The sequence below is a fragment of the Parasphingorhabdus sp. NYA22 genome, from assembly GCF_976973735.1.
Genome location: NZ_OZ333477.1, coordinates 1872816 through 1891461 on the forward strand (window position 1 = coordinate 1872816; position 18646 = coordinate 1891461).

The 18646-nt window shown below is 51.5% G+C and carries 19 protein-coding genes; 14 read left to right on the plus strand and 5 right to left on the minus strand.

The annotated features are described in order from the left end of the window. The first annotated feature begins 5 nt into the window (after positions 1 to 5). The 3 genes from ACWFTY_RS09030 (at position 6) to ACWFTY_RS09040 (ending at position 2866) form a co-directional block, all read left to right on the plus strand. Positions 6 to 1289: a hypothetical protein gene (locus tag ACWFTY_RS09030; protein ID WP_447523905.1), complete on the plus strand. Its 1284-nt coding sequence runs from the start codon at positions 6 to 8 to the stop codon at positions 1287 to 1289. A 47-nt stretch (positions 1290 to 1336) separates the two neighbouring features. Beyond that, the gene (locus ACWFTY_RS09035; protein WP_447523906.1) at positions 1337 to 2092 is read left to right on the plus strand and encodes a hypothetical protein; all 756 of its coding nucleotides are present in this window, start codon (positions 1337 to 1339) and stop codon (positions 2090 to 2092) included. Positions 2093 to 2317: 225 nt separating this feature from the next. After that, a complete protein-coding gene (locus ACWFTY_RS09040; protein ID WP_447523907.1) occupies positions 2318 to 2866 on the plus strand; it encodes a hypothetical protein in 549 nt (182 codons plus the stop codon). Between the two features lie 42 nt (positions 2867 to 2908). Here the strand turns inward: ACWFTY_RS09040 and ACWFTY_RS09045 are convergent, their stop codons facing one another. Beyond that, positions 2909 to 4069 (minus strand): putative 2OG-Fe(II) oxygenase, encoded by a 1161-nt coding sequence (locus tag ACWFTY_RS09045; protein WP_447523908.1) that lies wholly within the window; start codon positions 4067 to 4069, stop codon positions 2909 to 2911. A gap of 105 nt (positions 4070 to 4174) precedes the next feature. On the opposite strand from ACWFTY_RS09045, the gene ACWFTY_RS09050 reads away from it, so the two are divergent. From ACWFTY_RS09050 to ACWFTY_RS09095, 10 genes are all read left to right on the plus strand, one after another. Further along, entirely contained in the window at positions 4175 to 5062 is an 888-nt protein-coding gene (locus ACWFTY_RS09050) for a 2OG-Fe(II) oxygenase (protein WP_447523909.1), read from the plus strand. Positions 5063 to 5113: 51 nt separating this feature from the next. Further along, complete coding sequence (locus tag ACWFTY_RS09055) at positions 5114 to 5944, plus strand: sulfotransferase (protein WP_447523910.1); 831 nt, start codon at positions 5114 to 5116, stop codon at positions 5942 to 5944. Between the two features lie 27 nt (positions 5945 to 5971). Next, entirely contained in the window at positions 5972 to 6538 is a 567-nt protein-coding gene (locus tag ACWFTY_RS09060) for an aspartyl/asparaginyl beta-hydroxylase domain-containing protein (protein ID WP_447523911.1), read from the plus strand. Then, positions 6538 to 7479 carry a hypothetical protein gene (locus ACWFTY_RS09065; protein WP_447523912.1) on the plus strand — a complete coding sequence of 314 codons (942 nt, stop codon included), beginning with the start codon at positions 6538 to 6540 and terminating at the stop codon, positions 7477 to 7479. Before ACWFTY_RS09060 ends, ACWFTY_RS09065 begins: the two co-directional genes overlap by 1 nt. A 1-nt stretch (position 7480) precedes the next feature. Then, entirely contained in the window at positions 7481 to 8305 is an 825-nt protein-coding gene (locus tag ACWFTY_RS09070; RefSeq protein WP_447523913.1) for a sulfotransferase domain-containing protein, read from the plus strand. Then, positions 8302 to 8943, plus strand: a complete 642-nt coding sequence (locus ACWFTY_RS09075; protein ID WP_447523914.1) for a sulfotransferase family 2 domain-containing protein — start codon at positions 8302 to 8304, stop codon at positions 8941 to 8943. The genes ACWFTY_RS09070 and ACWFTY_RS09075 overlap by 4 nt, the downstream gene beginning before the upstream one ends. Continuing rightward, entirely contained in the window at positions 8944 to 9885 is a 942-nt protein-coding gene (locus ACWFTY_RS09080; protein WP_447523915.1) for a glycosyltransferase family 8 protein, read from the plus strand. It abuts the gene before it with no gap. A gap of 608 nt (positions 9886 to 10493) precedes the next feature. Then, positions 10494 to 10763 carry a PqqD family peptide modification chaperone gene (locus ACWFTY_RS09085; protein WP_447523916.1) on the plus strand — a complete coding sequence of 90 codons (270 nt, stop codon included), beginning with the start codon at positions 10494 to 10496 and terminating at the stop codon, positions 10761 to 10763. A gap of 216 nt (positions 10764 to 10979) precedes the next feature. Next, positions 10980 to 11807 carry a phytanoyl-CoA dioxygenase family protein gene (locus ACWFTY_RS09090; protein WP_447523917.1) on the plus strand — a complete coding sequence of 276 codons (828 nt, stop codon included), beginning with the start codon at positions 10980 to 10982 and terminating at the stop codon, positions 11805 to 11807. Next, positions 11808 to 13217: a class I SAM-dependent methyltransferase gene (locus ACWFTY_RS09095; RefSeq protein WP_447523918.1), complete on the plus strand. Its 1410-nt coding sequence runs from the start codon at positions 11808 to 11810 to the stop codon at positions 13215 to 13217. Between the two features lie 17 nt (positions 13218 to 13234). Here ACWFTY_RS09095 and ACWFTY_RS09100 read toward each other — a convergent pair whose 3' ends face one another. Continuing rightward, complete coding sequence (locus ACWFTY_RS09100; RefSeq protein WP_447523919.1) at positions 13235 to 15178, minus strand: asparagine synthase-related protein; 1944 nt, start codon at positions 15176 to 15178, stop codon at positions 13235 to 13237. A 690-nt stretch (positions 15179 to 15868) separates the two neighbouring features. On the opposite strand from ACWFTY_RS09100, the gene trxB reads away from it, so the two are divergent. Then, positions 15869 to 16834: a thioredoxin-disulfide reductase gene (gene trxB, locus ACWFTY_RS09105; RefSeq protein ID WP_447523920.1), complete on the plus strand. Its 966-nt coding sequence runs from the start codon at positions 15869 to 15871 to the stop codon at positions 16832 to 16834. On the opposite strand, the gene ACWFTY_RS09110 is transcribed toward trxB, so the two are convergent. The 3 genes from ACWFTY_RS09110 to ACWFTY_RS09120 are packed head-to-tail and all read right to left on the minus strand — an operon-like array spanning position 16835 to position 18629. Beyond that, entirely contained in the window at positions 16835 to 17656 is an 822-nt protein-coding gene (locus tag ACWFTY_RS09110) for a hydrolase 1, exosortase A system-associated (protein WP_447523921.1), read from the minus strand. It abuts the gene before it with no gap. Next, complete coding sequence (locus ACWFTY_RS09115; RefSeq protein WP_447523922.1) at positions 17653 to 18360, minus strand: hypothetical protein; 708 nt, start codon at positions 18358 to 18360, stop codon at positions 17653 to 17655. Before ACWFTY_RS09115 ends, ACWFTY_RS09110 begins: the two co-directional genes overlap by 4 nt. After that, positions 18357 to 18629, minus strand: coding sequence for an acyl carrier protein (locus ACWFTY_RS09120; protein ID WP_447523923.1), 273 nt, complete (start codon positions 18627 to 18629; stop codon positions 18357 to 18359). The genes ACWFTY_RS09115 and ACWFTY_RS09120 overlap by 4 nt, the downstream gene beginning before the upstream one ends. Between the last annotated feature and the right edge of the window lie 17 nt (positions 18630 to 18646).

The window sequence follows — 18646 nt, forward strand, 5'->3', positions numbered from 1 at the left end:
AGCTAGTGTCCGCCTTCGAGAAATTTGCACGGGGATATAAATCGGCTGCTCTGATCGTGTTCAACACGCTATTATTGTTGATCGTCATCAACCTCGTTCTTTTCATGATATTCAGGGCCTTTGACGAGGCGAAGATCACGCCCGATACGAACTCTGCTTATTCCAAATCGGGTCATTTCCATGAAAATGGTACTGCGGTTGATAATGGCAAGCGAACGGCATCCAATTTGAATATTTTCGATTACAGAGCTTTTGAAGACAGTATGAGCGAGCTGGAAATCAGCGAGATGCTCGATGAATTTTACGACGATTCGCAACTGGGTTTCGAATATCAGCCATGGAGCCAATATGGCCCCAGGGTCTTCTCCGGAAAATATCTGAACGTCGATCTCGAACCCAATGGTCTGGCCGTTCGGCGTACGATTGAATCGCCGGAGACGGGAGCAGGCGAAAGAACGATAAAAATCTATGCCTTTGGTGGCAGCACCACCTTTGGCAGTGGCGTTCCCGATGAGCACACTTGGCCATCCTATTTGAGTCAAATTCTCAACGATCGCGCCCGGAAAGAAAATCTGGATATTCGGGTCGAAGTGACAAATTACGGTAGAGTCGGTTTCTATCCGACGCAGGAATTGCACTTGCTTCTGGGTGTCCTGCGCAGCGGTCAACGACCAGAGCTGTCAATTTTTCTTGATGGAGTGAATCTAGGACGCGATGATGATACGCCGGCCCTGACCCCGAGCTACCACCGTACCATCAATGAAGCGCAGGTTGGATCGGATCACAAATGGCAGTCGCTGCCGATGGTGCGTGCTGCCCGTTCGCTCATCGCGCGATTCAGTTCTCCGGCGATACCGGATGAAAAGGGGGCGAGAGCGCGTGTGCGAGCCGAACAGCTTGTTGAGAGGTTTCTGCAGTTTCGCAACGGCGTGCTCGCAATTTCCGATCTATATGGCATCCAGTCCATGTTTTTTTTGCAACCTGACGGTCATTATAACTATCCGATCCACCTGTACGGTTCCGGAAAATCGCCAAGTTTACCGCGAGCAAGAGAGCAGAAAAAGGAATTTTACGCCGCGTTTCCGAAAAACAGCGGCTTTGTGGATCTGACCGGACTTTTTGCTGAATGGGGTGATCGCAAAGCGATCATGGATGCGGCTCATTATTCGCCCAATTTCTCGAAATTTGTCGCTCAAAAAATTGCCGACCAGATCGACCTTTCTGCATTGAAATCTGTGGAAACGGAAGATGTTGTAGCGACAGGCATACCGAAGATTCATTATCCCTGACATTTCATGGAGGCATCAGGCTTGAATATTTGCGAGACAGTGTTGCCATGATCATAGTTTTGACACTGGGACGGTCCGGTTCCTCGATGCTCATGCAGATTTTGCAGAAACTGGGTGTCACGGTTATCGGCCAGAAATTCGATGTAAAAGCCGATCCGCTGTCCCAGCAGATTCACGAGAATCTGAATCCGAAAGGCTATTTTGAAAAGCCGGAAATATTCTATGGCGGTCCGTCATCGGACGAATTCCAGGCCGTGTTAAAAACTCGTCGTTCTGATATTGCCTGTAAAATGGATGTGCGTCACTTTGTCGACGAGAAGCAATTGCCGTACTGGATCGATGCGGCAGAAGGTATTTCCTCCATTCTGCTGTCCTATCGTAAACCTTCCGAACAAGCGCGTTCCGAATTCATGACAGACACCGATCCCGGTCACCACGACAGCGGGACTTTTGAATTTACATTCCTGACCCGCTTCCTGAAAGATTACGTCGAGACTTACGGAGCTGTCCAGCCGCTGTTGCGCAGCAAGCTTCAGGCGCTGGCACCGAAATTGGATTATGTCGCTTATTCCGAAGCAAAAAATCCGGAACATTACATCAGGCGTATTTCGGAGATATTGAACCTGCAGCCATCGCCTGAACAATTTGCCTCGGCAAGTTCAAATATCTCTCCGGAACTTTGTCGGGTCAATGATTTTGAACTGGGCGCCGAAGAACGCAATTGGGCGGTTCAGTTGGGCGCTGAAAACGTCTATTCGCAGATAGAAAATAGCAAGGCATTGAAAATGGCATCGTGTTGCTGAGCGTGGATGTCGCGAAATATCGCGATTCACAATTCAGGCTGACTTCCAATCGAAAGCTTCTGTTACATGACTCCTCCTGAGCAACCTGCCAACCAAAAGCATCCGTTTTTCGATGTCGACCCCGAGCGCCGTCCGTTGCTTCCATTTTCGGACTCTTTCCAGGCGGGCATGGGGACGGAACTGGTTGCACCTTTTTTATATTCATTGGTTCGCATGCTTCGCCCGATGCGGCTCTTGGAAATTGGTTGCGGATATACCACGCGATGGTTGGTCAAGGCGCTCGAGGATAATGAAAAAGTCCACATCGACTGGAACGCCGATCCAGAATATTTCAAGAAATCTTACGATCCGGTACTGATCTGTATCGACAATCACGATGACGCACCCGAAAAACCGGAGGGCGGTTCGAGCGACTTATTACAGTCGAATTATATTCAGTTTTTCCCGGCTATGTTCGAAGGCCTGGCAGAGGAAATCAAGGAAGAATATGGCGAGCTGGATTTCGTCTGGTTTGACTGTGGTGGACCAGAGGAATATCGGAGTTTCTGCGAAGAATATTTGCCTATTTGCTCGGGATATATATTCTTTCATTTCACCTATTATCGTGGTCAGCCAAATAGCAATCACGACATTATCTCAGAATTTACGTCTGCGCCCAAATATCTCGATGAAGACGGGAAGAGCTTGTGGTCCCAGATCGACTTGGTCGAGCCGCACAAATATCGTCAAGGCAGTGTGACCATGCTGAAGCGCCAGGATTACCGAAAACTCTGACCAAGGAATATGTCGAAACCGCCTGGACGGGTCACCGACCAATCAGCCGATGTCGAATGAAATGGTGATGCGCTTCCTGTCACCGCTGTGCGCCAAGGTGTGATGGTAGTAATGGGAAGGGAAGAGCAGCATCAAGCCGTCTTGAGGTTTAATGACAATTGTTTCCGGTTCCATTTTACCGATCAGGCTTTTGGGCGGTTTTAGAAATTCGATAGCGCCGCCGTTATCATCAACGTCATAGTCGCCTCCGATATCCACATAATATACGCCGCTCAGCCAGCCACTGGGATGAATGTGGGGATGCTGATAACCACCTTTTTCCAGAACCACGGCCCAACTTGTGATGGCCAGATTTTCTGGGCGCAAGTTCATAAATTCATGTTGTCGATGTCGTTCGAAATACCGTTCGGATTCGGCCTGGAGCATGCCGATGACAGGATTGATTAATTGCGGCGGGAGCAAGCTATGGATCGCGGCCTGCCTGCCTTGCGCGGTTGCGGTATTGGAGGGTTCATACAATAGCGCCGGGTGCGCCTTCAGGCAATTGGACAGTTCCTGATTCAATCGCGCAATTTCATCTGGATCATAATGCTCGGACTGCTGGCTTTGCTGCAACAATTCTCGGTGTTGAGAGATGCTCGGGCTCTGCTCGCCGCCTTTAAGAAGCTTAATGACATAAGAGGTTGCATCGCTTGCTGTGGTGCGGCCATATTTGCGCACGGTATCGCTTAAACATTTTTCGGCATTGTCCACGGCTCCCGCTTTGATCAGCGTTTCGCAGAACGGGAGAACGCTATATTGGGGATCTTTCTCAAAGGCCTGGCGCAAGACATGTTCGGCCTTCGCTACTTCATTTTCTTCGAGATAGAGCTTTCCGAGAAGCGTGAGCAACTCGACGCTGTCGGAATCTATCTCCAGTCCTTTGTGCGTTGCTTTTTTTGCTTCGGCTAATTGATCATTCAAACGCAAACTCTGTGCGTAGGCCGACCAAGTGCATGCATGGTCCGGTGCATATTCCAAGAGCGCAGATGCCAGCTTGACGATATTCCCAGTGTCGTGTGCGTCCAATTGGGTGATGTCGCCAAGTAGATGACACAAGGCGAGAGGCGCAATTTGTTCTTTCAAACCACTGAATAAAATCGCGGTCAAAGCCGTACGTTTGCGCTCCCGGAGGATATCATAGGCAATCCAATTTTCTGGCATTCGACAGATGATCCCTCCATACCATATATCGACAAACAGTTTTTATTGCCGACAGCAAGCAAAAAGCGTTTTGCCAATAGGCCAATAGGGAGCCGCCTTTTTTAGATGGACGATATTGCGCAAAAAATTGTCGATGCCGGCGAGGCGGGGCTCTGGGCCGAAGTTGAACGAAATCTTCTGTCTCAAATTGAACGAGGCCCAGCTGACCAAAGCATTTTACACCGGCTTGGCTCGGTCTACCGACAAAGTGGCGAACTGGCGAAAGCGGCCGGCATTTATGCGCGATTGGCGGCAATGGATGGGGGAGACGGCTTTGCCAAAAAGGTGGCGCAAATCTGCAGCGGCAATCTGGGAGAAAATCAATGTGAGAGTGGACCCGTCGAGCCTGCACGCTTTGTCTTGCGACGCAATTTTCTGACGCTGGATGCACGCGATGCACTACTTCGCTTGTTCGACGCGAAATATCCGGAAATGGAAGAGTTGGAAGTAACTCTTGCGGATAAAAACAGAGATGCGGAACTTAAGATCGATCGCTCTATACGGCACCAGTTCGGTATTTATTGCAGGCCGGAGCTGGAAGAAATTATCCAGACAGCGGTGATGAATGAATTCCCCTCCTATTGTGACGCGCTAAATGTCGACCAGTTTCCGCCGGGCAGGCATGACCTGCGGCTGGACTACACACCAGATGGTGGATTTGGTAAAATGCATCAGGATGTCGGATTTGGCGCGCGGCTCAGTTATCTCTATTATTTCAACAGACAGCCGAAGAAATTCCGGGGCGGTGATTTGCTTTTCTTCGACCGGAACAGGGAAACGGGGCAACCCTTGCCCCATCAGTTCACCCGGATATGTCATGAGGATAATCTGCTTGTGATTTTTCCGCCGCAATATTTTCATCAGGTTACGCGTGTCGCAGCGCTTGACCTGTCTCTGAACGCTGCAGATTCTCGCCTGTCGGTCTGCGGTTTCATTCACCCGAAAGAGGTTTGAATATGTTTCAAAACTGCTGCCTGTGATTGATGATATTGGTTCGGTCGCTTGATGGAAAATGGGCCGTCGAAAAAATATCTTGGTGCCGACCAGGATCTCGAAAAACTTGTCGAAACCCATCTGTTTGTGATCGGTCCCAATCAAAGCGGGTCGACCTTTGTAACAAGAGCGATTGAGAGATGTTTCGCAACCTGGAGCTTGTCCCGGGAAGCCCAGCATATGCTTGGCTATCAGGGCCCCGATACGCTTCATCATGACATCCCACTCACATGGGCATCATCCTCCGAGTCAGTGGATTTCATAAGGGCCCGTGGCAATTATGACTGGGGTAAGAACCGGAAGGCCTGGTATTTCCAAGCCCAGGCCGCGCGCCGTGATGCGAATATATTCGTCACCAAGTCGCCGCCATTCCTGTTGATTGCAGATCAACTGGTGGAGCATTTTGAGCAGGTCCGCTTCCTGTTTCTTCTCCGCAACCCTTATGCTGTTGTCGAAGGGATTTGCAGACGGACCATCAAGCAGGAATCGCAGCGGGCGGAAGCATTGAGGCTAGCGGCCAGCCATATCATGACCTGTTTCGAATATCAGAAGCAAAATATTCAAAGTTATCAAGCGACGGGACTGTTCTTGAGCTATGAGAGCATTTGCAGCCAGCCGCTGGAATCCGCAAAAAAAATGCAGCGCCTGATCCCCGAATTAACCGAACTTGATTTCAATCAGCGGATCGCCGTCAAGGGCATGTATGACGAACAGCTGAGGGATATGAATGACGATCATATTGGCCGACTCGGCCCAGAAGACATTCGAGCGATTAACAAAGTCTTTGCTAGAAAACTGGACCTAATGCGCTTCTTTGGTTATCAATTATTAACCGATATCTGAAGGCACTCACATAGAAAATCCAGCCAGATGAATTATGTTCAAAAGCCTGAAACGTTTAGCGATCTGGGAAGCTTTGACGTTGAACCAATATCGGCGCTGGTAAAAACCATTCCCGACAGTTTGTGGTCGATCGAGGATGGACGCAAGGAAAACAGCTTTGCAGTTTTTCATCATACGCAGCATATTATTTTCCGTTTTACCGAAGGCAACCACGATCCCCGGAAATTTTATTCCAACCCGATCTGGTCCGTTTGGCAAAACAGACTTCTGCCGCTGATGGATGCGATTACCAAACCATATGGCCATATCCGCTGCGAATATTCAAAAGTCATGCTCGCGCGGCTTCTGGCTGGTCAGGAGATTGACCGGCATGTTGACGGTGCGGGATCCAATCTTCTGACTCACAAAATCCATATCCCGCTCCAGACCAACCCGGACGCTCTGTTCACGATCGAAGATGACACGCGTCATCTTGCTTATGGCAATGCTTATGAGGTGAATAATATTGTCAGACATGCAGCAGAAAATCGCGGCGCAGAGCATCGTGTCCATCTGATTTTCGAACATTTTGACGCCGACACGTCGTCAACATAATGAGCGCGCCTTTTTTCTATCAAGCCTATGGCCTGACCTTTCAATCTGATCAGCCTGTTGATTCCCTGTTGCCGGTCGAAAAGCAGGAAGCCCAAGTCACCATAAGCCGCGGCCTGATTGCTGATCATATCGGGCAGCGGAATTTCACGACCCGCCATGCCAACTGGAGGGCCGGCAAAGATATTTTTTCGCTCGAGATCGAGAATGTCGCGAAATATCTGGTTCACAATGGCAATGAAATATGGATTGAGGCGGCGCCTGCGGCGAGCGGTGATGATATCAATGCCTTCCTCATCAGTTCGGCATTTGCTGCATTGCTGCAGCAACGCAGATTTCTGACGATCCATGCAAGCGCGATCATGACCGATCATGGTTCTATCCTGTTTGTGGGATTGTCAGGTTCCGGAAAATCCACGACCTTGGCCGCGCTTGCGGACAAGGGCTATGACATGGTGACAGATGACATAGCTGCACTTTCGGTCGGCGATGACGGAACTGCCGACATCATTCCCAGCTTTCCGTTCGCACGCCTGCGGGGTGATGCGATTGCGAAACTCGGGAAATCGAAAGAAGACTATTCCAGGCTCCGCAGCAAAGTCGAAAAATATATTGTGCCCATGGACGGTTTCGACTCCGCGCCGAAACCGGTGCAACGAATTTTCCTGCTGGATATCAATGAAAAGCCGGAAATAGATATAAAGCCTCTGGGCTTCACCGACGCGTTCTACTGGCTGTCCTATTTCACTTTCCGCAAGCGCTTTTATGATGGTATGCAGCTAAGTGATTTTCATTTTCAACAGCTTTCCAAGCTTGTTCATGCAACGCCCGTGCACAAGATTTGTCGCCCTGATTATCCTTATATGCTCGACGAACTGATTGGCAGGATTGTCGAGGAAATAGGAGCGCCAATGGTCGATGGAAAAGCCATGGTGATCGATTGAGATGGCGTTCGTCTGGCTCGTCTCCTATCCCAAGTCCGGTAATACATGGCTGCGTGTTCTGCTCAGCAATTATCGCCGCGACGCTATGGGGGCAGCAAATTTAAGTGAACCGCTGGTCGGTGCTCAATCGCATTTGTCTCGCCATGGTTTCGACGAGATCATGGGTATCCCTTCCTCTGATCTTTCGGCCAAGGAATTGGCGCATTATCGGCATCAGTTTCACACGCTATTCATTGAAAAATATCCCGGCACGAGCTTCACCAAGGTGCACGAAACTTATGACGGCCAACATGACGCTCCAACCGTATTTCCTGCAGATGACCGTTGCAAGGTGATCTATCTGGTTCGAAACCCGCTGGATGTTGCTCCGTCATTTGCGCATCACGAAAATTGCAGCATAGAGGAGATGATCAGGCGGATGGCAGATGAGCAGGCGATGGTTCTTCACGGGAAGACATCTTTTTCCGAACATATCGGGCCCTGGGATCGTCATGTACGGCGATGGTCAGAACAGGACGCGCTGCCGGTGCTGACCATTCGCTATGAAGACATGCTGACGGCCCCGCTTGATGTTTTTTCTCGTGTCATTAGCTTTAGCGAGCTTTCGCTTGATCGCGACAGATTGGGCAAGGCTATTGAATATTCCCGGTTCGATGCGTTGCAGGCGCAGGAAAAAGAAACCGGATTTTCCGAACGACCACTGGCAAGTTCGCATTTCTTCAGAAATGGCCGCTCGGGGACGTGGGAAGACATATTGAGCGATCAGCAGCGAGACCAGATTCTGTCCGATCATGGTTCGACCATGCAAATGTTCGGGTATGCATGATCATATCCTTCGAAAAGAAATATGCCTATGTTGCGATACCGAAAACCGGATCGCAGGCTGTGCGCAAGCATCTGCGACCATTTTTGCGGGAAGGGGATTGGGAGCAATCGGTCTTTGATGAACCGAGACTGTTTCCCGTCCCGCGTCTCGCACAACTCGGGCATGGTCATTTGAGGGTGGCCGAGGTCCAGCCCTTCTTGCTGCCCGGTATGTGGCAGAGCTTTTTCAGCTTTGCATTTGTCCGAAACCCGTTTGATCGCTTTGTGTCCTTCTGTAATTTTTACAATCCGGGTGACATGGGCAACGCCGACGATCCTTCCGCAACAATGAAAAATATGATCTCCGACCCGGAACTGCGCCAACATGTTCTGATGCAACCGCAGCATATGTTTCTGGAGGACGAAAATGGTGATCCGGCGGTTTCATTCGTCGGTCGATATGAGCGTCTGCAAAAGGACTTTGCGAAGATTTGCGTGCAGATTGATATAGCTTCGGGCGAGCTTGAAATGGTCAATGCCTCGGCCCGGCAACCGTCGGCCCGGCACTTTGATGGGGAACTCGAGGAGATGGTGAGGGAATTTTACCGACTGGATTTTGAGAAATTTGACTATGATCTAAATCTGCCACGGGACACCTGAATGACCGACGAACCTCGCGCACAAAAAATGGGTCTGGCGACCGTGACATCGGAAGACTTCCTGCCCGGAACTCTGGTCATGTTGAGCAGTTTCCTCAACCATAACAAATGGTTTCGCGGCGATATATTCATCATCCATCAAGATCTTGGCAATGACGCGATAGACTTGCTGACCGACTGTTTCCCAAATGTGATCATGCATTCGATCTCCGACGCATTGGGCGGGCGCCTGGATCAGCTTGCTGATGCTGTGCCGTGGATTCAAAGCAGAAAATTGCAGTTCGGATCCCTGGAAATTCTTTCCTTTGCCGATCAGGACCGCATAATATTTTGCGATAGCGATCTTCTGATTCTGGATTCAATCGAAGAATTGATGGCATTGCCTGATCCTTTGATCTGCTGCGGTGACGGGGCATATTATCGGGGGAATGCGCGCAGTCGGGAAGATTTTTCCGAATTGCCGTCAACCTCCGGAAACAGTCAGGCATTGCCCGAGTCCTTCAACTCGGGGTTCATGATTCTTGGCAAGGCTTTGCTGAGCGCCGAAAATTATCAAGCCATGCTGTCAATGATCACGGCAGATCGTTGGCATGCTGACGCGACTGGTCATACCGACCAGATGCTCTTCAATATATTATTTGCAGGCAAGCAGAAGCTGGTGTCTCCCGCCTATAATTTTGTTCTGTCGCACAGAAAGCTTATTCAGGAAAGTAGCGAGGTCCTGCTGCAAGACGCCAAAGTCCTGCATTTTACCGGATCGGCCAAGCCTTGGTCGCTGATGGAAATTCTTTATCGTGTGGATGATGACGGGGCTATCATTACGGCTTTTCAAATGTGGCAAGCCGGGTTTGTCGAGTTTCTGACTCGTCGAAAATTGCAAGCGGCTCTCAAGAGCGAGGGTATCTTCTCTCGCTTCGGCTTCAAGCCGCCATTCTCAAATTAGAAACATTACTATTTGACCGAGTTCGAAATAGCATTTGGGTGTTACTTCGATGCTGTCCTTCGTTATTGTCCAGTGTCAAAGCGTAACGCAATGGAAAATACATTTTTGTTGGAAATCCGTAAGTAAGCTGCTATTAAAGCAATTGATTTTGACGCCAGTGACCAGAAAGGCCGAATTGCGATGGTAGACAATTATAAAAATGTAGGAGGCGATAAGCCGAGCACCTCCGGCAGAAAGCTCTGGAAGCCTCTCAAGTTGGATGTTCTGGACGTGCCGTCCGCTACTCAGGGTGGCACGCCCATAGGCCGTATTCAGTCTCCTGAATCATTTAACTTTTACAAACCTTCCTAAGGCCAAAGGCTCCTGCGTTCATTCGGTGAATGCAACTGTGATGCGAGATAATCTGTAATATCCAGCCGTCTGGTTTGCAGAAGTACTAGATTTGCCGCCCTGCATCTCAGAATCACTAAATTCTCCGGAGCAGTTGGACTAGCGTTGGCTGAGGTTCGCGAATTGCTGTCAAAGTCGCGACCGGTCATGCAATCCGTATTGATAATAATATAATGGCATAGAATATATGGGGGGTGAGGATGTCGCTAAATATATTAATGGACACGAAATTTTCTGCCTCAGAGCAGATTCTTTCATCCGATATCGGTGACGAGATGGTGATGATGGATATTAATCTGGGCAAATATTTCAGCCTGAAGGGGCCGTCGGGCCGAGTATGGGAGCTGATCGGAAACGGAACCACCGTTCAGGCCATTTTTGATGTTTTGCTCGAAGAATATGATGTCGAGGCTGAACAATGCCAGCAAGAGCTGTTGGCATTGTTGAAGGATCTGCATGATGCCGAAATGATTGTTGCTGCAGGTTGAGCCGTCAATGGCATTTGGCTTCTTATGCAAGTCGGCAGCGAGACGACGACATCCGATAAAAACTCTGGAAACCCTTGAAATCGGAAGCATCGGACATTCTGTCTGTTACGAAAAATGGCATTGGTTCCGTTCAACCAACCGCAGTGATAAATTTCTACCGGCCTTCCTGAACTTGTTTCCCACGCCCCCGTTCGCGGTACGTCATTTTTCAGTGACATGCGCATTGACCGTTTGGCAGGAGCCAAGAATCTGAAAAACAGGCTGCCAGAAGAACTGCATTTTGATCGATCCGCTCTCGGTACGCCGGAGGCTGTCAAACGGTTCGAACAGGCAGGATGTTTGCAGATCGCCAATTTTCTCCCGGAAGCAAAAATTGCTGCGCTGGCAAAAGACGCGGCTGCTATTCTTGGTCGGCCAGTTGCTGGATCGCAATCGATTCAAGTCGGGACCAAAAGACAGATGATTTCTGTTCCGATCGATGGAGCTTTCAATGATGGCGAACTTTATGCTCCGCAAGAACTCGACGAATTTTTCTCGCTGACTTTAGGTGATCGTTATCTACTGAGCTGCTTCACCTGTGTTGCAGCAAAGCCGGGTGCTCCAAACCAGCATCTTCATCAGGATTACGCCGGATTGTTTGACAGCGCGATCGATGGGTTCTCGCCCAGTTTTGCAATCAATCTGTTCGTTCCACTGGTGTCCCTCAATGGCGTAAATGGCACAACCCGCATCTGGCCTTACAGTCATCGAAAGCCTGACCGTGGAGGCGAAGCAAACAAGGATGACTGGTTCGACCCTCAGCTGGAACCGGGTTCGGCTCTGTTGCTTGACTATCGGGTGTTGCATGGCGGAACCGCCAATCTCTCTCCGCAGATCCGTCCAATATTATGCCTAGCTTATTCAAGGGACTGGTTCCTGGATAGTAAGAATTTTCAGGATGTTAATCCGCTGCAAGTGGACGCTGATGTGTTGGAAAAAATGGAGCCGCGATATCGACGCCTGTTCAAGCGGGCTGAACTCTACCGAAAAAGCGACCGAATTTAGATGGCCAATAGGATAAATTCTATCGACATCCCAGACGACGCGCTGTTCATTCTTAATCCGGCGGTCATCTGGTTGCGCGATGAAGACGGATCACTCGGTTTTTATCAAACCGCGTCGCATTCGGCGCCAGTGCGCAGGTTCACCAAGCTGGAAACGGAGATATTGCAATATATTTCTACCGGTGCGACCAGGACCGAAATTCAGGATCGGCTCAATGTCGCGCCTTCCGATCTGGCGGAATTTCTGAAGAGCCTGAATATGTGGGGGGAGGGTGCCCTTCGGTGGCAGAATAGCGAAACATCTAGAGCATTGGCGGACCACGCTCGTTTGATCGAGACCGCCAGGTTGCGCGATATCGCGACGGCAATGGCTGCTACAGCCGACGGAAATGACGTCTTTCACAGGACGCAGCTGACGGATTCGCAGCGGCAGTTTGATCAAATTGAAACCACTATTTCCCACATATTTCGTGAACCGCATGCCGCCCTTGATAACAGAAGCTATGGTCAGACCTTCTGCGACTGGCTGGTCGCGAGCGGGCAACTGAAATCTCCGTGCAAGATTGTCGAGATTGGCTGCGGTCTTGGCTATTTCGCAAATGCCATATTGGACCGGCTTCAGGAAGAACATCCCCAAATTTACGACGGGCTTTCCTATACTCTGTTCGATCTGTCGCCCGAGTTGCAGATGGCTCAGAAATCCAACTGTTCCCGCCATGCCGGTAAAACGCATTTTATCTCGGGCAATATTGAAAGTTATGATTTCAGGGATCAGAGATTTGATCTGGCGCTATCCAACGAAGTGATCGCCGACCTCAGTGTAGCGACCATTTCGCTCGATAATAGCGAAAGCGGTTCGCCGCAGTCGGAAGCCGAGATCCTTGCGCAAGATTTCCAGCTACAATCCGTTCCCATTGCGCAAGGCGGGGAACGAATGGCGGTGATCAATTTCGGTGCGATCAAAATGCTGCAGAATCTGGACAAATGTCTGAACGATAGTGGCCATGTCGTGGTGACCGAATATGGCAGCCAAGGCCAATCCCCAAAAGCCGTCCGATTTTCCAATCATGATGAATATACAATCGATTTCGGGCAATTGGAGAGAGTTGCCCAGCAACTGGGGTTCCACCACAATCGCCGGACCATGGGCGATGCCATCGGATTTGATCCAGATTGCAAAACCATTCGCCTGGAGACTTTGCGCACGCTTTGCGATTGCCTGCTCCCTCACCTCGGCTGCGAGCCTCTCCGGGTTCTGGCCTATACGCCAGCCTCTCTCAAAGACGTTCTGGGCGACTTGACGGACGGTATCGGCAATCTTCAATTTCTGCGACTGGACGATCCGGCATCATTCACCCCTTTTCGTTTTGAATTGCTGTCGCTGTCGAGAGACGGCCGGAAGAGCGCTTGAGGCAGAGGGGAAGCACATTATTGCTCTTCGAGATCTTCAATCCCCAAAAACTCCATTGCCAGGATGATTTTGCCTTTCCTGGTGCGGTTGTTAATTTTATCGGCTTCGAGATCATCAATGAAACGAGGCATATCGATATAGGCGGCTTTGGGGGATTGGGTGCCTTGGTGTGCAAGCTGCTCGCCGATCGAGACATAGGCTTCCATCATGCACTTGATCAACGGGTCGATCCTCGCCGGATCGGCCTTGGTCTCTTCCCAACATGCGTTGTGGGGCAGCACAGGAGCCATGGCCTGCCGAAAAAAGATCCGCCTGTGGTTTTCGTCGATAAACATATGGCCGGGAAGCGAGAGCGCAAATTCGACCACGCGGCGGTCCAATAGCGGATATGTATATTTGATACCGAAGCGCGCGCCGTCTGCCGCCCAGGACTCAATGCGCGCGGTATTGATGCTCCATTGTAACAACTGGCAGCGGACACTCTTGCTGCTGGTCCTGCGGATGGGAGGAAAGGCAGGCAATGGTTGGACCCGTGTTTCAAACATTTTATCGATGTAGGGCAAGCCTTCATCGATCAGCTTTTGCTGCTCTCGGGACGGGGTAAGCATCCGGCGCCGTGAAAACGGATTCAATATATTCAGCAGGGCCTTCCAATAGGTAGCATCCAGCCAGGCAATGTTAGCCGTCATTTTTTTCAGGTCGGCGTCGGTTAGAAACAGGTCATTCAGGCCCCTGACTAAATGCCTCACGTAGAAGCGAAGCGGGTTGGCTCCACTGGCTTTTGCAAATTTCGCAAGCTGCATCCATCGTCCCGTAAGCGCAAGCTGCTGGAAATGGCCACGACCGTCAAATGATGCCGCTTCGTCTCCGCCAAAGCCCGATAATATGACAGAAACACCCATCTTCTGAGCCTCTTTTTGAACCAGCCGTTCATTATATGACGCATTGCATATGGGCCGGATGCGATTGTCTCGCCTGAGAACATCGCGAATATTGTGGGCTGTCTGCGTCGTAAATACGGGGTCGATATTTGCCTTTTCACAGACGGAGAATATCCGGTCATATTCGCCTCTTTCATAGTCGGTATGATCGGGATGGGGCGGAGGGTACCAGGTCAGGGCCACGGGCGGTTTTCTGTTCTCCGAGCGCAATTCCTCTGCCGCAAGAATTGCCAGCGAAGAACAGTCTAGGCCGCCGCTGACATGCACCCCTGTCCGCCCGTCGCGGGGTAACCGGTCGCGTATTGACTGCTTCAATAAAGTGCGGAATTCTTCGAGACAATCTTCGTGATTGCTCCATTTGCCTTCTGCGATATCTTCGGCCCGCCAGTAGCGATATGTTTGGCACGAGTCCCTGGCAGCTATCAGATAATGCGCTGGAGGAATCTTCTTGATATCTGCGAAATGGGTTCTTTCATGATGCGCGAAGGCGCTGCTGAGGCTCGCTGCAATATAGGCCTCGTCGGGTGCCGGATATTCCCCGGACAGGGCGATCAATTTTTCGATATTGTCGGCAATCATCATCGCTTGCCCGTCACGCCAATAATAGACGGGTTGGCATCCCATGAAATCCCGTGCGGCATAGATGTGCCGCTTTTTCGGGTCCCAAATCGCAAAAGCGAAATCACCGAGAAACTGTTTTGCACAATCCGTTCCGCAGCTTCGGTATAGGTGTATTATTAGCTCCGAGACAGAAATTCCGGGATCAAGCGAGAACTGACGGGCAAGCTCTTGGTGATTATCAATGCGAGCGATGCAAAAAACCATTTTGCAGTTCCCATCGCTTTCGGAACCGTTATCCGGATTATCCCACCGGAAATTGACTGCAGCTTCCATGTTGTTCGCGATGTTCGACACTTGCCCTGACAATCCCCTGATCCACCTGAATGGGTACAGTCTTACGTATAGATTACAAGTGGGTGAAGCCACGATAGCGAGGTCTGAATATCGCGCTGCGCTCATTCATGTAATGGCAGAAAGGGAGGGGGAGAACCAAATTGGTTTTCCCCGTCCCTTTCTGCATAACTGGTGCCGCCCAAGGTGCCGAGTTCGGCATCAGTGCCAACCGATTGACCGGAAACGTCCGACCCGGAATGGGTAATCCCGTAATCACCCCGCTTTACATGACCGTCCCGATTTTTGGTCGCTCCGGAATTGCGCTGTCACTACGATCCCACGTTGACGCCGTTTGGCTTGCATAGTGTTGGCCAGGTCAACGACCGCACCTGCGTCTATGCTACCGACTCCGGGAAATTGCTGGTGATGGCACCTTATGACGAAGGCACCATCAGCGGCTAGCACGGATGCTGTAGACAGCTTCCCCGCCGCCAGTCTTGCCAATGGCGGGCGTGACGAAGGTGCACCAGGGCTGCTGGTGCCTATTTGCGCGATACGGTCGGGAACAAGATCTGCGCATTTGCCCATCTTCCTGAATAGGGCGACGGATCTCGTTCCTGTCTAGATTCTGCTTGAACGGCTGGCCGATGCTGGGGTTGTATTTTTCTGGAATATGACCCGAGCTTCCGGGCCGGCAAAGCCCGCTATCACCGGCCAAAAATATTCTTCGCCAGTTTTGGCGGTGATAGGCCTTGCCTACCGGTGTTGCGCGTCCCTATTTGCAGATAACAGAATCATCATCGTTGGGAATGGAATATGGCCGAAACATATCGCACGAAAATGCTCATCCTGGGTTCGGGACCCGCTGGATTGTCGGCTGCTATCTATGGCGCTCGCGCGGGGCTGGAACCGATTGTGGTGCAGGGATTGCAGCCGGGTGGACAGCTCACCATCACCACTGATGTTGAAAACTATCCCGGCTTTCGCGATGTCATTCAGGGACCGTGGCTGATGGAAGAGATGCAGGCCCAGGCTGAAAAAGTCGGCACCCGCACTATTTTCGATACGATCGTCGATGTCGACTTTTCCCAGCGCCCATTCCGGATGACCGGCGATGGCGGCGATATTTACGAAGGCGATACTTTGGTGATCGCAACCGGCGCGCAGGCCAAATGGCTGGGCCTTCCTGGCGAAGAGGAATTGTCGGGCAAGGGCGTCTCGGCTTGCGCGACCTGCGACGGGTTTTTCTATCGCGGCAAGAAAGTTGCAGTGATTGGCGGCGGCAATACCGCAGTCGAAGAAGCGCTCTACATGACCAATCACAGCGATGATGTCACCCTGATCCACCGGCGCGACAGCTTGCGGGCGGAGAAGATTTTGCAGGATCGGCTATTTGCCAATCCCAAGATATCGGTGCTCTGGAACACCAATGTCGAACGCTTTGTCGGCGGCGGTGACCCTGTCGGGCTTGTCGGGCTGGATCTGATCGACACCCAAAATGGCGACAAAAGCCACCTGGCTCTCGATGGTGCGTTCGTTGCAATCGGGCATGCACCGGCGACAGAGATTTTCAAGGATCATCTCGATCTGATCGATGGTGGCTATATCCACGTCGAGCCGGGCACACCGAAAACCAAAATTCCGGGTCTGTTTGCCTGTGGTGATGTGATGGATCATGTCTATCGTCAGGCCGTGACCGCAGCCGGCACGGGTTGTATGGCGGCGCTCGATGCCGAGCGTTTTCTGGCGGAGCAGGAATTTGAACTGATCGCTGCCGAATAGTCAGGCGGCGCGCAGCGCCTCCAGCAATTTTTCGGTGAGCCAGTTTTTCGCCGCTTCATCGGCAAAGCTGTGCGATGCGCTGTCGAGGGTTTCGACGGTGATCGCAGATTTTCTTCGCACCGACTCGAAATCCGGGCTGTTCCACACAGCGAGAAATGCCCGAGCTGTGGTATCGCGCTTTGCTAGCAGAATATAGGTATTTTCATCCAGCCCGGAGAGCGCATCGCGCAGCTGCAAGGAAAGCGCGCTAGTTTCTTCTGATCGCGCGGCTTGTTTGAGACCCTTCAGCAGCTTTCCAAAATCTATTTTCCCGGACAGGAGATCGATGATCGTCCTCGGGTTTTTGATCCGGTCCCAATAGCGGGAACGGATTGCGCCAGCCGACATTGTCGGTTCTTCCGTGTCCGTTTCATTGCTCGTTTCGAAAACCCACGGATTGGCCAATATATAGCCGTTAATACCGGCAGCCGGCCCAAACAGAGCCAGAGCGGTGGCCGCATCGCAATTTCCGAAGGCGATCACTGACTTTACGTGCGGCCGCTCCTGCCGAAGAAACTTGACCGCTGCTGCGATTTCTTCTGCGCTACCGAGAAAGTCTTGGTTATCGCCACTGCTTTCGCCAATCCCACGGCGGTCGTAGCGCAGCACCGGGAAATCCTGTTCCGAAATCCGCAATGCCAATCGTGCCATACCGCTATGGGCGCCTGAGCGTATTTCATTGCCGCCGCTGACAATCAGCAGGGCGGTCGGACCTGTCCCGCCATCGAGCGTTGCTGCAAGCATGCCGTTCTCGCAGTCGATCTGGTGGAAGCTCCGCGTCATTGGCCGATCCAGAGGGCGATATCCTGCGCGATGGCCGCGGACATGGCGAGATCATCGTCTGGTTCCGCGCGGAGCCATAGGGCCGTGCCCGGGATTTGAACGTCTCCCGGTTTATTATCGGATTCGAGACGGACGATCCGCTGGTTTCTCATTGTCGGTATTTCAGCAGCAATCAACTGCGTGAACAGACCGGAGCCGATGATATTTCCGGCCAGCTCTAGCGGTCCAGTCTTGGCCCGTGCCGCCAGTTCGGAGAGGCTGGTGATCAGTCCAGCTTCGCGATCAGATGCAACCTTGGTCCGCATCATTGTTCGCAAGATGGTCGCGCCTTTCACCGGGCTAAAAACCCAGTGGTCGGCGCTTTGCAATTCCGCAACAGCCAAAGCGCCGCCCCGGAACGAAGCGATATGCGAAATCTGATGCTGTTGCGCGCAAGCTTCCAGGGCTCTTTGCCAGTCAGATAGCGTGGCCTGCTCCAGTGGCAGCAGGCTTTCGTTGGTGCCAGGAAGATCAGGCAGGAAGCTTGCGATTTCAAGGGCTTCAAGCGATCGCATGACATCGATCAGCATCTTCCGCATGCGGTTCATCTCGTCGAACAGCGGAGGGACCAGCATGACGCGTCGGCCAGACTGGGCTGCGAGAGACAAACATAATTCTTTGCGATCCGCAAATTCGTAGGAGACGAATGCGGGGATGAGCGTCACCCGGTGACTTTCATCTCGGCAAAGGCGACCAGATTGCCAAAAGTTTCAAACAGTTCGCCATCGACTTCATCGTCGTCGATCATGATGTCGAGACGATCTTCCAGTTCGGTGAGCAATCCTGCGACAGCCATGCTGTCCAGTTCCGGTAGAGCGCCGAAAAGCTCCGTTTCTGCCGTAAATTCCGCGACCTGAACTTCGCTCAGCCCCAAAATATCCCGCATTACTGCACGCACGGCGGCTTCCGGCGTCAACTCGACCTTATTCTGCATCAAAAACCCCCGAATCT